15 protein-coding genes are annotated in these 15,025 nt (G+C 49.9%); 12 read left to right on the top strand and 3 right to left on the bottom strand.

Translation table 11 applies throughout. The features are described from left to right. Positions 1 to 2 precede the first annotated feature (2 nt). Together ctaD and RHJ02_RS06845 are read right to left on the bottom strand one after the other, a co-directional pair. Positions 3 to 1,661 carry a cytochrome c oxidase subunit I gene (ctaD, locus tag RHJ02_RS06850; protein ID WP_310800066.1) on the bottom strand — a complete coding sequence of 553 codons (1,659 nt, stop codon included), beginning with the start codon at positions 1,659 to 1,661 and terminating at the stop codon, positions 3 to 5. A gap of 33 nt (positions 1,662 to 1,694) precedes the next feature. Next, entirely contained in the window at positions 1,695 to 2,681 is a 987-nt protein-coding gene (locus RHJ02_RS06845; protein WP_315863717.1) for a cytochrome c oxidase subunit II, read from the bottom strand. A 275-nt stretch (positions 2,682 to 2,956) separates the two neighbouring features. Here RHJ02_RS06845 and RHJ02_RS06840 point away from each other — a divergent pair, with 275 nt between their 5' ends. From RHJ02_RS06840 to RHJ02_RS06785, 12 genes are all read left to right on the top strand, one after another. After that, on the top strand, positions 2,957 to 3,871 hold the full coding sequence (locus tag RHJ02_RS06840) for a phosphodiester glycosidase family protein (protein ID WP_310742799.1): 915 nt from the start codon (positions 2,957 to 2,959) through the stop codon (positions 3,869 to 3,871). A 61-nt stretch (positions 3,872 to 3,932) separates the two neighbouring features. Further along, on the top strand, positions 3,933 to 4,085 hold the full coding sequence (locus RHJ02_RS06835) for a photosystem II reaction center X protein (protein ID WP_149818106.1): 153 nt from the start codon (positions 3,933 to 3,935) through the stop codon (positions 4,083 to 4,085). Between the two features lie 103 nt (positions 4,086 to 4,188). Then, positions 4,189 to 5,031 (top strand): Ycf66 family protein, encoded by an 843-nt coding sequence (locus RHJ02_RS06830; RefSeq protein ID WP_302677870.1) that lies wholly within the window; start codon positions 4,189 to 4,191, stop codon positions 5,029 to 5,031. A 33-nt stretch (positions 5,032 to 5,064) separates the two neighbouring features. Then, on the top strand, positions 5,065 to 5,853 hold the full coding sequence (locus RHJ02_RS06825; RefSeq protein WP_302676387.1) for a nuclear transport factor 2 family protein: 789 nt from the start codon (positions 5,065 to 5,067) through the stop codon (positions 5,851 to 5,853). Continuing rightward, positions 5,850 to 6,638: a septum site-determining protein MinC gene (gene minC, locus RHJ02_RS06820; RefSeq protein ID WP_206199513.1), complete on the top strand. Its 789-nt coding sequence runs from the start codon at positions 5,850 to 5,852 to the stop codon at positions 6,636 to 6,638. The genes RHJ02_RS06825 and minC overlap by 4 nt, the downstream gene beginning before the upstream one ends. Before the next feature lie 38 nt (positions 6,639 to 6,676). Then, positions 6,677 to 7,480: a septum site-determining protein MinD gene (minD, locus tag RHJ02_RS06815; RefSeq protein ID WP_206199512.1), complete on the top strand. Its 804-nt coding sequence runs from the start codon at positions 6,677 to 6,679 to the stop codon at positions 7,478 to 7,480. After that, on the top strand, positions 7,477 to 7,797 hold the full coding sequence (gene minE, locus RHJ02_RS06810; RefSeq protein ID WP_206199511.1) for a cell division topological specificity factor MinE: 321 nt from the start codon (positions 7,477 to 7,479) through the stop codon (positions 7,795 to 7,797). The genes minD and minE overlap by 4 nt, the downstream gene beginning before the upstream one ends. Beyond that, positions 7,794 to 9,026 carry a 2'-O-glycosyltransferase CruG gene (gene cruG / locus RHJ02_RS06805; protein ID WP_310800064.1) on the top strand — a complete coding sequence of 411 codons (1,233 nt, stop codon included), beginning with the start codon at positions 7,794 to 7,796 and terminating at the stop codon, positions 9,024 to 9,026. The genes minE and cruG overlap by 4 nt, the downstream gene beginning before the upstream one ends. Before the next feature lie 120 nt (positions 9,027 to 9,146). Further along, positions 9,147 to 9,914: a hypothetical protein gene (locus tag RHJ02_RS06800; RefSeq protein WP_310800063.1), complete on the top strand. Its 768-nt coding sequence runs from the start codon at positions 9,147 to 9,149 to the stop codon at positions 9,912 to 9,914. Between the two features lie 29 nt (positions 9,915 to 9,943). Beyond that, positions 9,944 to 11,158 carry a BREX system ATP-binding domain-containing protein gene (locus RHJ02_RS06795; protein ID WP_310800062.1) on the top strand — a complete coding sequence of 405 codons (1,215 nt, stop codon included), beginning with the start codon at positions 9,944 to 9,946 and terminating at the stop codon, positions 11,156 to 11,158. A 41-nt stretch (positions 11,159 to 11,199) separates the two neighbouring features. Then, positions 11,200 to 12,453 carry a BREX system ATP-binding domain-containing protein gene (locus RHJ02_RS06790; RefSeq protein WP_310800061.1) on the top strand — a complete coding sequence of 418 codons (1,254 nt, stop codon included), beginning with the start codon at positions 11,200 to 11,202 and terminating at the stop codon, positions 12,451 to 12,453. Between the two features lie 57 nt (positions 12,454 to 12,510). Next, positions 12,511 to 13,734 (top strand): methionine gamma-lyase family protein, encoded by a 1,224-nt coding sequence (locus RHJ02_RS06785; protein ID WP_310800060.1) that lies wholly within the window; start codon positions 12,511 to 12,513, stop codon positions 13,732 to 13,734. On the opposite strand, the gene RHJ02_RS06780 is transcribed toward RHJ02_RS06785, so the two are convergent. Beyond that, on the bottom strand, positions 13,722 to 15,005 hold the full coding sequence (locus tag RHJ02_RS06780; protein WP_310800059.1) for a glycosyltransferase: 1,284 nt from the start codon (positions 15,003 to 15,005) through the stop codon (positions 13,722 to 13,724). The genes RHJ02_RS06785 and RHJ02_RS06780 overlap by 13 nt on opposite strands. Between the last annotated feature and the right edge of the window lie 20 nt (positions 15,006 to 15,025).

Genomic DNA, 15,025 nt, shown 5'->3' with positions numbered 1-15,025 from the left:
TCCTACTCTTCCTCGTCCTCATCCTCATCAGTGCTTTCCTTGCGCTGCTCAATGCCGTAGTCGTAGGGACCTTTGGTGACCACAGGCAGCACTTCCCAGTTTGCAATCAGCGGCGGTGAACTGGTCGTCCACTCTAAGCTGAGACCGCCCCAAGGGTTATCGCCGGCAATTTTGCCCTTATTCCAGCTCCAAATGATGTTAATCAGGAAAGGAATAATTGAGAAAGCTAGGACAAAGGCACCAATCGTACAGATGAGATTAATTGGCTCAAACTGGGGATCGTACATGGCCACGCGGCGGGGCATCCCTTTAAGACCCAACTCATGCATCGGCAAAAAGGTCAAGTTCGTGCCAATAAAGGTCAGCACAAAGTGGAGAATCCCTAAGCGCTCATCGAGGAGCCGTCCTGTCATTTTGGGGAACCAGTGGTAAATCCCCGCATAGAGACCAAACACGGAGCCCCCAAAGAGGACATAGTGGAAATGTGCCACCACATAGTAGGTGTCGTGGACGTGAATATCCACGGGGGCAGTCCCCAAGGTCACACCACTGAGGCCACCAAGGACAAACATCGACAGTAGGCCAATGGCAAAGAGCATGGCACTGTTGAGGCGAATCTTGCCCCCCCAGAGGGTGGCGACCCAACTAAAGATTTTTACTCCTGTCGGCACCGCCACAATCAGTGTCGAAATCGTGAAGAACATCCGCATCCAAGGGGGCGTACCACTGGTGAACATATGGTGTACCCAGACAAAGAGACCCACGCAGCAGATGGCCAAACTGGAGTAGGCGATCGCCTGATAGCCAAAGATGGGCTTACGGGCATGAACCGGAATCACCTCAGACATAATGCCAAAGATCGGCAAAATCATCAGGTACACCGCCGGGTGAGAGTAAAACCAGAAAAGGTGCTGGTAAATGACAACGTTCCCACCGGCATCGGGTTTGTAAAACGAGGTGCCAAAGTTAATATCAAACAGCAGCAAAATCAGCCCTACCGCCAGCACGGGCGTTGACACTAGAGCCAGCAGAGAGGTGGCTAGCATGGCCCAGCAAAAGAGGGGCAATTGATCCCAGCGCATACTAGGCACTTTCATCTTCCAGATGGTGACGATGAAATTCACCGATCCCATGATCGAGGAGGTACCCACAAGGACGATCGCCAGAATCCACATACTCTGGGCAGTAGTGGCCGTGATCGTACTCAAGGGCGGATAGGAGGTCCAACCCGCTTGGGCACCGCCAAACAGGAAACTGGCCAAGAGTAATGCCCCCGCCGGCGGGTTCAGCCAAAAGGCTAAGGCATTCAAGCGGGGAAAAGCCATGTCCCGTGCCCCGATCATCAGGGGCACCAAGTAATTGCCAAAGCCACCAATGGCCGCTGGCACCACCCAAAAGAAAATCATAATGGTGCCGTGGTTGGTCATGAAAGCATTGTAGAGATTGGGATTGAGAAAATCTGAATCTGCCGTTGCCAGCTCCGTGCGCATGGCCACCGCCATCAGTCCGCCAATCAAGTAAAAGATAAAGGCGGTGACCAAGTATTGAATGCCAATCACCTTGTGATCAACATTAAAGGTGAAATAGTCGTACCACTTCCACGCCTTGGGATGCTCAGGGAGCGACAAGGGGGTATCTAGCGGCAGTTGTGCTTGCGCCATAACTCTCTCAAGAATGCAACAGTAGGAAGAAAACTACAGCTTTGACGGAGAATGGTGGTGGGTCATTGCTTCTACTTGCGCCACCAATTGGGGGGTGACGCCCATCTCCTCGACATGGCGATCGCTCAGGGAGGGGATCACGGGAGTCGTTGCGATCGCTTGGTTTTGACTGCGCCACGCTTCAAAATCCTCTGGGGTATGCACGATCACCTGCGTGCGCATGGCACCGTGGTAGCCACCACAGAGTTCAGCACAGACGACGGGGTATGTCCCGACCTTGGTAGCCTTAAAGCGCAGTTCAGTGGGCACACCCGGAATCGCATCCTGCTTCAAGCGAAACTGCGGCACCCAAAAGGAATGGATCACATCCCGTGCGGAGAGGTTCAATTGGACATCCTTGCCCACTGGGATATGCAATTCGCCGGAGACAATGCCACTGTCGGGGTAGGTGAAAATCCATGCATACTGCATACCCGCCACATCCACCACTACGTCTGGGGCTTTGCCTTGAACATCGGGGCTGGCACCAATGCCAATTTCAGGGGTTGGCGCTGCTGCTAAAAGGGTAGTTGCATCGCTGGTGGTTTTTGAGGGGGCTTCGGCAACAACCGCCACTGCTGGTTTAGGGGTGTGCATGGAGTGCAGAGCATGATCCCCCGGATTCAGTCCCCCCATGCGCTGGAAAATATCCACGCTGTAGATACCAAGGAAAATCACAATCAGGGCAGGAATGGCCGTCCAGAAGGCCTCTAGGGGTAAGTTGCCCTCTATGGGTAGGCCATCCCCTTCCTCACCGGCACGGCGGCGATAGCGAATCACAAAGAGGATGATCGCACCCTGTACCACCAAAAAGAGAGCGGTACCAATTGTGAGCATAATGTCAAAGAAGTTATCCACCAAGGGAGCCTGCTCAGAGGCCTGTTCCGGCAGGAGGCCATGGTGATGACCAACCCAGAAGCTAATCAGGGTAACAACAATGCCAGCGGTGAGTGTCCAAATTGAAGCGGGTATTTGTTCCATGGTGCCAAAGCGTCCAGAAAATCCCACCCTGATCCTAGGCAGATTCCCCAAGGATGTGGGTTAAAAGAACCTAAAGATTTATGTTGATTTATTCACTATCCTTAAAGCAGCTTGGGGACAGAATCATCTGTTTTTGCGTCCTAGGTTAGAGATAGCCCACCGAAACTGAAGGCTGTGCTGGAGGAAAATAGATGCTGAGTGTGTTGCCTTGGGTTGGCCTCTCATTAGCCACTCTTCAGTACTCGACCCATAGAGTGGATCAAACGCAGGTATATATGGTGGCTGCGCCGATGGCGGATTATCGGGTGGTCATGACAGAACCTGCCCCCAATGGCCAAGATACCTATTTAGAAACGACAGCGGCTTTTGCGCGGCGGACGGGAGCTGTGGCAGCGATGAATACGAATTTCTTCCGCTGGTTAAATGCGAATTCCCTGCGTTCCTTTCAGGACTATCAGAAATGGGTTATGGGGGAATTAAAGCCTGAGGGTATTGACTATGGGGCACTACGGCAGACCTGCTTAAGCGGTCGAGGCACGATTCCAGCGGGGGTTCTCGGAGCCTACATCGTGAATGGTCAGGTGGTGCGTCCCTATGAGGGGGGCTATTTAGCGATTGTGCATTTCCCGGCTCAAGGGGGGATGGAGTTTTACCGAGGCAGCTTACCTGCGCAGCCGTTTCATGTGGTGAGTGGCTCGCAGCAGCTTTTAGAGGGCGGCAGGAAGCTACCTGTGGATGACAGCGATCGCACTTCTCCTAAGGCGATTCTCGGCAGACGGGGCAATGAATATATTTTCGTCGTCAGCGATGGGCGGGGCAATGGTGGTTCGCCGGGGCTCTCCTTTCCACAGCTTCAGGCGTTTTTACTGGAGCAGGGCGTCACTGATGCAACGGCGGTGGATGGTGGCGAATCGACGACGTTGGTGGTGCAGGGACAAGTAAAAAATCATCCCCGCGATCGCTATTGCGAACTGGCGCGTTGGCTACCCGCTCCCACCCTCACGTTTATTCCTCCTAGAGAAGAGGCTCGCGAAGCGGCGATGGCCATGGGGCGATCGCTCAGACCGGTCGGGGCAAATATCGGCTTAGTCCCACGAGAGCAATCCCGAGGCGTCCTTTCCTTTGCGTTTTGGGAACGCCTTCAGCAGCGGCTACTGACGCGACTCCGAGCTTGGCGACACTGGGTCTAATAGCAGCGAAGCCAGATTTTGTTAAAATCCTAGTGTTCACTTTGACCTGCAAGCAACAGCCATGATTCATTCTGCGTACCCTCTACTGTTGACCATTACCCCTTCTCTTAAAGGTTTCTTTATTGGGCTATTGTCCGGCGCGGTGGTGCTGGGTTTAACCTTCGCTGCTTTGATCACCATTAGTCAAATTGATAAAGTGCAGCGTTCTTCATAGGCAGCCAAGCAGCTGGTGGGCTTTGCAATCATCGCTAAAATAGAGTCATGGCCATAGCGCTGTGACTCTGTGTTTTATTTTGCCCTTTCAATCAACCGGTTAAATGACGTATCTTTCCTTTTCCCCCCTCCTTGGTCAAATTGTTAATGTCGGGCTTGGGCCTGCTGGTATTTTGGGCATTGGCCTAGCGGTTGCGGGGGCGCTCCTCTATTTTCTGCGCTCGATTCAGCCAGAGTTAGCGCGAGATCACGATATTTTCTTCGCCGCAGTGGCTCTTCTGTGCGGTGGGATTCTCTTTTTCCAAGGGTGGCGCCTCGATCCAATTCTGCTGTTTGGCCAGTTTCTACTAACAGGCACCGCTGCCTTTTTTGCCTACGAGAGTATTCGGCTACGACGGGTGGCCACCGAGCAGGCGCGGCGAAATACCCCGATTGTGGATGAAGAGCGACCCGTGAGCCGTAGCTACACCTATCGAGCGGAGCTGGAGGAACTCGAGCCCTACGAGGATGAAGAGGAAGAGGAGGAGGATTACCCACCCCTGCGGCGAATTCGGGGCAGTCGTGAGGTGTCGCGATCGCGCTATGAAGACGAGGATGTAGAGGATGCCCCCCCGGTCGGACGTTTACCCTCACGCCGCAGTAGCCCACCCCCTAGCCGCCCCAGTGTTCGGCGTCCCCCTTCAAGGCGTCCGCGACCGACCCCACCACCGGCAGATGAGATTGTCGATGAACCCTATCGTCCACCAACACCGACAACCCGCCGGCCAACCCGCCGACCGCCGCCGCCGATTACGGAAACTGCGGAAGTGAGCGATCGCCCTGTGCGACGGCGACCCCCCCGCCCCCGTCCGGAAGGCACAACGGATGGCAGTGAATATGTGCCCTATCAACCCTTGGATCGTCCTCCCACTGACGAGCAAGATAACTCCGCCAATTTTGATGAATAGACCTTAATGGCAAACGAGTCGCAAAGGCAGTGAATGATGCGTCGCTCTTTTTTGGTTTCAGTTCTTGGCTTGGCAGTGATCTGTGGGGGGATACAGGAGCAGACTTGGGCGGCTCCCCTCGCGCAAGCCACTCCGGCTGCTCTGCCAGAATCGTTGCAATCCCTCCTTAACGGGTTGGATACAGCAGCCAGTCAAAAGAATCTAGAGGCAGTGCTAGCCTTTTATGACCCTGAGTTCAAAACAGGGGACGGCCTCACCCTTGAAATCTTGCGCAAACAACTGCCGACGTTTTGGCAACCCTACCGTGACATCCGCTACCGCACGACGGTGAACCGTTGGCAACAGCAGGGAAATGAGTGGATTCTAGAGATTAGTACAACCATTGAGGGAACCGGCGGCACGAGCGATCGCCCGCAAAACATTCGTGGCAACCTGCAAGCCACCCAAGTCATCCGCAACGGCAAAATCATCCGCCAAGACATTACCAGCGAAAAAACTACGATCACGATTGGTGCGACACCGCCTACGGTGCAATTCTCCCTCCCCCAAGCCGTGCGTGCGGGTGAAGAGTTTAGCCTTGATGCGATTGTGCAAGAACCCATTGGCAATGCCATTCTCCTTGGCGCCGCCAGCGATCAGCCCATCAACGCCCAAACCTACGCCAATCCTAGCCCCGTCAAATTGGAACTCCTCTCTGCGGGCGGGATTTTTAAGGTGGGACGTGCGCCTCAAGAAGCCGGTAATCGCTGGGTCTCTGTGGCCTTAATTCGCGATACGGGCATGGTTCTGATTACACAGCGACTGCGAGTGGAAAAACCATGAGTGAGTCTGAGTCAACCCCCGTAGAGGAACCTGCTGAAAGCCCTGCGGTAACTCTTGAGGTGGAGCAAAGCACACCCATTGTCAGCGGCCTTGCTTTAGAACACTGTGGAGGGCGCTACCGACTCACGTTGCCGGCCGATTTAGACTGGATTGACCTGTGGCCGCAGTTGCAACTTTACCTTGTCGGTCAAGAACACCTCTGGTCAGAGACCTTACCCGTAGATTGTGCCTGCGGACAGCGGCTTTTAGATCAGTCACAGCTTCAACAGTTGGCCGAGGCTCTCAGCGAGCATCAGTTGCGACTGGACAAGATTATTACCGAACGCCGCCAGACGGCGATCGCTGCCGCTACCCTTGGCTACAGTGTCCAGCAGGGGGAACTGCCACCCTTAATTGCAAAAGAGACTGAGGGGGACTCAGACCCCATGGCCAACCCCCTTTACTTGAAAACAACCCTGCGATCAGGCATGGAAATTCACCATGACGCCACTGTGGTGATTGTTGGCGATGTCAATGCAGGAGCCAGTATCATTGCTGCCGGCGATATTATCGTCTGGGGGCGATTACGCGGTATCGCCCACGCCGGTGCCAAGGGCAATCGGGGGGCACGGATTATGACCCTTGAAATGGCAGCCACACAGTTACGGATTGCTGATCTGTTGGCACGTACCCCAGAGCCGCCAAACCCGCCTTATCCAGAGGTGGCCTACGCCACAGACCAAGGGATTCAGATTGCCCCCGCCGATACTTGGGGGCGAGCCTTCGCCGTATCCGAGGCACCTTGAGATAATCTATTCTAGTAAGCCAATTCCTAGGGAGTTCAATGGGGCGCACGATTGTCATTACCTCGGGCAAAGGGGGCGTGGGGAAAACAACCGCCAGTGCCAATATTGGTGTGGCTTTGGCCAAATTGGGGCGATCGGTGGTGCTCATTGACGCCGACTTTGGCTTGCGTAACCTTGACCTACTACTCGGCTTGGAAAATCGCGTGGTTTACACCGCCATTGATGTGCTGACTGGGCAGTGTCGCTTGGATCAAGCCCTTGTGCGCGATAAACGCCTGAATAGGCTGGTGTTGCTGCCCGCAGCCCAAAGCCGCAATAAGGATGCCATTACCCCAGAACAGATGCGACAGTTGGCCTCAGCCCTGAGCAAGCACTATGATTACGTGCTCATTGATTGTCCAGCGGGGATCGAGGCGGGATTTCGCAATGCCATTGCCCCTGCGCAGGAAGCCTTGGTGGTGACCACGCCAGAAATTGCCGCTGTACGGGATGCCGATCGCGTGATTGGCCTGCTGGAGGCCTACCGCATTCGCAATAGCCATCTCATTTTGAATCGCTTACGCCCAGCAATGGTGGCTGCCAACGATATGATGTCCGTCGAAGATGTCCAAGAAATTCTCTCGATTCCCCTGATTGGCATTGTCCCCGAGGATGAGAAGGTGATTGTTTCCACCAACAAAGGGGAACCCTTGGTCTTGGCAGAGTCGCTGTCCCTAGCGGGGCAGGCCTTTATGAATATTGCCCGTCGCTTGGAGGGGGAAAAGGTTGAGTTTCTTGATTTAGAGGCGGCAAGCGGTGGACTCTTTGGTCGCATTCGACGCTTGTTTGGGGCAAAGGGATGATCAGTGAACTTTTAGAGCGGCTGTTTACCCGTACTCCCCCCAGTCGCACCACTGCCAAGGAGCGTTTAAAGTTAGTTCTTGCCCACGATCGCACGGCCCTGACACCGCAAATTTTGGACAATCTGCGGCGCGATATTTTAGAGGTGGTCTCCCGCTATGTGGAGCTAGAAACGGAGGGGCTAGCGGTTTCCCTAGAGTCGGATCAGCGGACAACGGCTTTGATTGCCAATTTACCGATTAAACGGCTGAAACTGTCTCCAGAGGATGTTCCGCCCCCCGAAAATTCGCCAGCAGAGGACGAGGCAGAAGAAAATTGAGTACCGTTGCAGTTGGCATAGCAGCGATCGCCAGCGCCGCGATCCTGGCACAGGCACCTTGGGCGGCTGTTTTAATCGCCCGTTTAGGATCAGGTTGGCGACGACCGACTCCCTTAACCCCCCAGCCCTCCCGCCCAGAGAACTTAGCCAAAGTCTCAATTGTTGTCCCCACCCTCAATGAGGCACAGCGGTTGCAACCCTGTTTAGAGGGCTTAATGCGTCAAGGCTATGAGGTGCGGGAAATTCTGATTGTTGATAGTCATTCCCAAGATGGCACGGCTGAAATCGTGCACGCGGCACAACACCGCGATCCGCGTCTGCGACTGGAGTTTGATCCCCCCTTACCGCCGGGGTGGGTGGGGCGGCCTTGGGCTTTACATACGGGCTTTTGTCGTGCCCATCCCGATAGTGAGTGGATTTTGGGCATTGATGCGGATACCCAACCGCAACCCGGCCTTGTAGCTAGTCTTTTGGCGACAGCAGAGCAGGAGCAACTGGATCTGATTTCTCTCTCGCCTCGCTTTATCCTCAAGACCGGCGGTGAATGGTGGCTGCAACCGGCGTTGCTCTTGACGCTGATCTACCGCTTTGGCGCAGCGCGCGCTGTGGAAACTCAGCCGGAGCGGATTCTGGCCAATGGTCAGTGCCTACTCATTCGGCGATCGCGCCTCGAGGCAATGGGCGGCTACCAAGTTGCCGCTTCCTCCTTTTGTGATGATGTAACGTTAGTGCGGGCGGCAGCAGCTAGGGGAGCACGGGTGGCCTTTCGCGATGGCTCCAAGGTGCTCAAGGTGCGGATGTATGAGGGCATGGCGGAGACATGGCGAGAATGGGGGCGATCGCTGGATCTCAAGGATGCCACCCCCGCCGCCCAGCTCTGGGGCGATGCCTATTTCCTCTGGGCAGTACAGGGATTACCGTTGCCCCTGTTGATTTTGGGCTTGATGGCACTGGCAATGACTACTCCCAGCCTTCCTTTAGAGATGGCGACACTGCTCAATGGCTTGCTGGTGCTGATCCGCTGCGGCATGACACTGGCGATCGCCCCTGTCTATGATTGGCAGACGGGTCAAGGGCACTGGCTCTTTTGGCTGTCTCCCCTTGCGGATCCCCTCGCCGCCCTGCGAATTACCCTCTCCTCTTGGCAACGCCCTAAGCAGTGGCGAGGACGCATTTATCCTGCCAAGACTCACAATTTTGAAAGTGATAGCAAAAGAAATAATCAGTAATATTCAATAATATTTATTGAAGAATTTTTATGGAGAATACCATATTAAATTTGATTAAGTACAAGATTTTTGTGCTATAATGATTGGTAAGGAATCGGATCTTGCTGTTATCAAGGAAGAATGTTAGAATCTAAACTAGATATTAAAAGAGATATTAAAGTTCTTCAAAAGCGTTACGAAGAATTAGTCAATCTAGCTAAAGAATGGAATATACATGATTTTAATTCTTGTCATGAAACTATATGCAGTAGCTTTTCAAAGATAAAAGATCACCTAGAAGAACTAGAAAACAATGTAAAGCAGAAAGAAGAATTATTTATAAGCCCAGAGTATGCAGCTATTATAGAAAGACTGTTCGGAGAACATAATATTGGATTTTTGGGTCGCTTCCCTGTATACGAAATTTTTCCCTACAGACTAATCTTTAATATAAAAAAGAAGCAGGCAAAAATCGTAGGCGATAAAATACGAGAGAAAAACTACAACTTAAATCCAGAAAGCATAGTACGATGGGTTAGTGAAAAATACAATGCCATTTGGTCAAGGCGATTCGATGAAGATGAAATTTGTCAAGAACTACTTACCGCTTATCAATACATCGTTGGGTTTAATAATGATCAGAAAGTAAGATGGGGTAGAAACATTTTAATCAGAGAGATTTATAATCTATGGACAATCAAGTCAATAGCAAAAGAGAAATATACTGAATCAATGTTTTTGGTCGACCTATCAAAGCTTTTGAGAAAAAATAGCATAGAATATAAGGATTATATTTTTATATTTTCTTCTCATAGAGATTCAAAAAATAATTATAGATTTCAATCACCAAATAATACTAGGTCTTTTGGTATCTTAGCAATTCACAAGAAGTCAGAATATAGAGCATAACTAGATTGATTATTTGGAGTTTTGGCAAGGTGAATATTAATCGCAATGATATTGAATTACTAAGTAATGGACAACCACCTGAATCTGAAGAGTTGCTTCAAAAAATGACCGTTGGTCGAGAAATATGGCTTGATTTTTTTAAGAAATATCAACTTGATTATTTTATTGCAAATGGTGGCAGTAAAGTCAAAATTTTAGTTGGGGATAAAGGAACAGGGAAAACCCATTTGATTCGTTCGATTATGCTTGATGCAAAGTCATCTGGCTATGTAACTGTTTATTTATCTGCTAAGAACTTCCGGCCAAACAACTTAGTTGACTTCTATCAATCAATACTTAAAAAAATTGACTTGGAGCTTGTTGTAAGAGGAATTTGCTGCACAGTTTCTCAGGAATTTTCTATTGATGATCAATATGATGGTTCAGAAGTGTTCATTCCTAGGATTAGAGATCAATATCCCAATACGCAAATTGCAACTAGTGAAATCAAAAAAGCAATTTCCAAAATAATTAAAAAATATGATTTTACCCCATCATTTCAGTCATTTGTTTATCAAGTTGTATACAATAGGATGATTGCTAATCAGCAGGATGCTATAGAAAAAGCAAAGAAGTGGCTTTCTGCAACCAATGACATTACTAAAGAAGAAAAAAAAGAATTTAAGTCCTTACTTCTTTTTGAAGAAATTAGAAAGTTTAATGCTCGAGACTGGATTAACTCTCTTGTTCAACTAATAAGACTTGCAGGTAATAAAGGTTTAGTTATTAGTGTGGATGATCTTGAAGTTCTAACTGAGAAAAATCCTGAAACTCACAGATATAGTTATACTAAAAATGCTATTTCGGATGTTTATGAAATTATTCGACAGCTTATTGATGATACTGAAGTATTAGAATATTGCTTATTCATTTTTGCTGGCAACTCTGATCTTGTTACAAATCATGAGCGTGGTTTTCGTTCTTATGATGCTCTTTGGATACGTTTACAAAATGGATTCAAGGAATGCGATAGATTTAATCCTTTTTCTGATTTGCTTGACATTAATAAACATCTAAAGGAATTACAAAGCAAGTATCTTCCTGAGATTAATCAAAAAACTTATAGCCTCTTACAACAAGCTTCATTAAGGGATGATCAACTTGATTTTCCTAGCAACTATCTAAAGAACTTTTCTCAACTTCAACAAGTGGTAATAGAGGCAGTAGTAAAGGCAGTAAAGGATCAAAAAAAGCGTGAATTATGAATAAAAATTGATTTATGGAGATACAGGATTTTGAGTGATATATGGTTACTAATTTAGATAAAAACACGGCAATTGCTATTATTGAGTCTCTTCGTGCTGGTATTCCTACCAGAGTCTCAATACGTGAACTTCCTGATTTAAGACCTGATCTAACAACAAAAATTATTCGAGATTTAGAACAGCTGGCTGTAGGTAATAAACAAAAGGGTAGATTTATATGGGGTGGCTACGGTCAAGGAAAAACCCACGAATTAACCAATATTGAATATAAAGCTCTGGAGATGGGTTTTGCCGTTAGTAGAGTTACTCTTAGTCGTGAATTATCTGGTCAGCATATGTTGCGTTTGTATGCAAAGCTGGCCTCATCTATCAGAACTCCAGATTCTAAACTGTTTGGTATTCAGCATAAGTTGAATACTAAAAGAGCAGATGATTTAAATGATATTTATATTCATGCCCAAAATAGATACACCCATGAATTACCACTGATTGTTCTTGAAAATTATTTTTACGCTAATGAAGAAGAAAGTGAGTTGCTGTATGGTGATTTGATTGGATGCCGATTACCAATATCTGAGATTAAAAGAGTTCATAAAAAAAGAGGCCAAGATTTTCCAAAATTACCTGTTTTTAAAATTGCAAATCATAGTCGTGCTTACTGTGAGCTAATGTCCGATGTATTAACTTGGTGTGGTTATAAAGGTTGGGTTATCCTAATTGACGAAGTTGAGCTTATTGCACGTTTAGGTAAGGTGGCTAGGTTGAATGCTTACAGAAATTTAAATTGGCTTTTAAACTGGTCAAATGACAATTTATTCCCTATCTACTGCGTTTGTGCAGCAGCCGATCCCCTCCAAACTCGTTGGATCAACACTGAGTTAAAGAAAGAGACTTCATCTCAAATTAAAGTCTTTGATAAGACTTTAATACCTAATTTAGCAAGAGAAAAGTTTGATGAGACTGATGAAAGAAAAATGATTAACTTTTTTGAGCAGGCATTAGATGAAAATCAATGTCCTAAGCTCCTTCCAGTAGAATCAAGACAGCTAGAGCAAATAATGCACTTCTTGGTCAATATTCATGCTTCATGCTATGAATGGATCCCTAAATTAGATATCCCTAGTTTTATTGAATCTCTAGGTTACGTCTCATTGAGAATCTATATTCGTGCTTTGCTTGAATCACTAGATATTGACTTTTTATACAATTTTGATTTCAAACCCAAACTTGATGATCTGGTTGATGGCTTGGATGTTAATCTAGAAGATAATGAGTTTTTCAGTGAGGATTCATAGTTAGTCGTGATTCCCTTGCATATTCTTTTACATGAATAGCTGATTTCTTCTTTGCGCGTGACGAATCTACTCTTAACTACTGCCCAAGAGGCACTTGCCCCAACGTTTAACGAAATTGATGGCCGCGTTAAGGAAAATTTGGATCGGGTTCTAGGGGCGTTTCGGCAGCAGCGGCTGGGGGTGCATCACTTCAGTAGCATGACGGGCTATGGTCATGGCGACCTAGGGCGTGAGGTGCTGGATCGCGTTTTTGCGCAGGTGATGGGGGCTGAGGCGGCCTTGGTGCGGGTGCAATTTGTTTCTGGTACCCACGCGATCGCCACGGCGCTATTTGGTGTGCTCCGCCCTGGGGATGAACTGATTTCCCTTGCGGGTGCCCCCTACGACACCCTAGAAGAGGTGATTGGCCTGCGGGGTCGCGGCCAAGGTTCCCTCAAGGACTTTGGGATTCACTATCGCCAGATTCCCCTCCTGAGTACGGGCGAACCGGATTGGGGGGCGATCGCCACCTGTGTCCAACCTCAAACCCGCATGGTGCTCATTCAACGCTCCTGTGGCTATACATGGCGGCCGAGCCTCAGCCTTGAGGACATTGGCAAAATGATCCAACTGATCAAGGGGCAAAATCCCAATGTGGTTTGTTTTGTGGATAATTGCTACGGCGAATTTGTCGAGACCCAAGAACCGCCCCATGTTGGCGCCGATTTGATTGCGGGTTCTCTGATTAAAAATCCCGGCGGCACGATCGCCACCGCGGGGGGCTACTTAGCAGGACGCGCTGATCTCATTGAGCAAGCCAGTTATCGCCTCACGGCACCGGGGATTGGCCACGAAGGGGGTGCCACATTTGATCAACATCGTCTGCTCTTTCAAGGGCTGTTCTTAGCACCGCAAATGGTCGGCGAAGCCCTCAAGTGCGCCCATCTCTTGGCCTATGTCTTTGACCAATTGGGTTATCCCGTCAACCCCGCCCCCCTTGCCCCCCGCCGCGATGTCATTCAAGCGATCCAATTGGGCAGTCCTGAAAAGCTGATTGCCTTTTGCCGTACGTTGCAACGTTACTCCCCGGTGGGTTCCTATCTTGATCCTGTACCTGCGCCCATGCCCGGCTATGCCGATGATCTAGTGATGGCTGGGGGCACGTTTATTGACGGCAGCACGTCGGAACTGTCTGCCGATGGCCCTTTGCGTCCACCCTATATTGTCTTTTGTCAGGGGGGAACCCACTGGACCCATATGGCCTTGATTTTAGAGGCTCTCCTAGAGGATCAGGCTTTTTGAGGCCAGCCGTAGGCTTGGGCAACCGCTTCCCATTGGCACAAAATGCTCTGCTCAAAGGCGTCCTGCCACGTGGGGCACGTTGCTTGGGTGATCTGGTGTGCCTGTGTTCCCATCCGCTGGCGATAGTGGGCATCATCTAACAGCGGGGTAATGGCGGCTGCCCAATCTTGGGGGTCGCGACTGTAAACCACCACCCCATCCTCCCCTGAGGTTTGGACATATTTGCGCCCGCCATCAAACCCAGAAATGACAACGGGTAATCCTGCCGCTCGTGCTTCCACCACCACATTGGGCCCTGTTTCCGACTCTGAGGGAAAGACGAATAGATCACTGCTGGCATAAATTGCCCCTAATTTTTCCTGGGGTACCTTGCCTGTGAGGGTGACGCGATCGCCCAAAAGGTCTTTGACAAGGGTAGCCTGTGCCCCTTCGCCAACAATCAACACATGGAATGCCTTTCCTTGATTGGTTAACACTTGAGCTGCCTGCGCTAACAGGAGCACATTTTTACTGGCATCTACCCGACCGACAAAAAGCGCGATCGGCACCTCTGGCAGGTGATACTCCTCCCGTAGCCATTGGGGATTGCGAAATCGCGGATGAAAGCGATCGCGATCGATGCCCCGCTGAAACCACGCCACCCGCTCAGGGGGCAAAAACGTGAGCAGCCAATCGGCATCCTGCTGCCGCGAGACCAAGACGCGATCGCTAGCACGCATAAAGCCCGCTAATTTACGTTCGGCTCGGTAACCAAACCACTGATCCACTTGTAATTTCTCCAGCCATAGCCACCGCCAAAATTCTCGCCCCCAACTGCGGCCACTCATGCGCCAAATAATTTCCCGCGAATAGGTGCGGGTCAATAAGGGCAAATCCGTGTGAATCGAACTGAGGAGAGGACGATGGTACTGGCGACAAAAGCGGCGCACCGTTTGAGCAAAGCTAAAAGTATCCGTAATGTGAAACACCTGATGTTGGGGTAAATAACGGCGCAATCCCCAATGCAAGGGAGCTACATCGGTCACGCCTGCCCCTTGGCGCATAATTTCCAGTGAGTGCGTGCTGAACTGGGGCGGTAGCAATTGGTAGCGAACATTGGCTGCTACCTCTAGGGTTTGCTGTTTGGCACCAAGGAAGTAAATGGTCAGGTCAACGCGGTCTGGGTAGTGGCTGGCAGCTGCCGCAAAACGTTCCCAACATTTGACGTGTCCCCCGGCATTGGGTTGCCATTCTAGGCAAATAAAGACAGCAACAGATAGTGGTTGTGGCAATCCAGACTCCTCAAGGTTGC

This window comes from Thermosynechococcus sp. TG215 (assembly GCF_031583455.1).
Classification (GTDB): Bacteria; Cyanobacteriota; Cyanobacteriia; order Thermosynechococcales; family Thermosynechococcaceae; genus Thermosynechococcus.
This window is presented reverse-complemented; position numbering and strand designations above follow the sequence as displayed.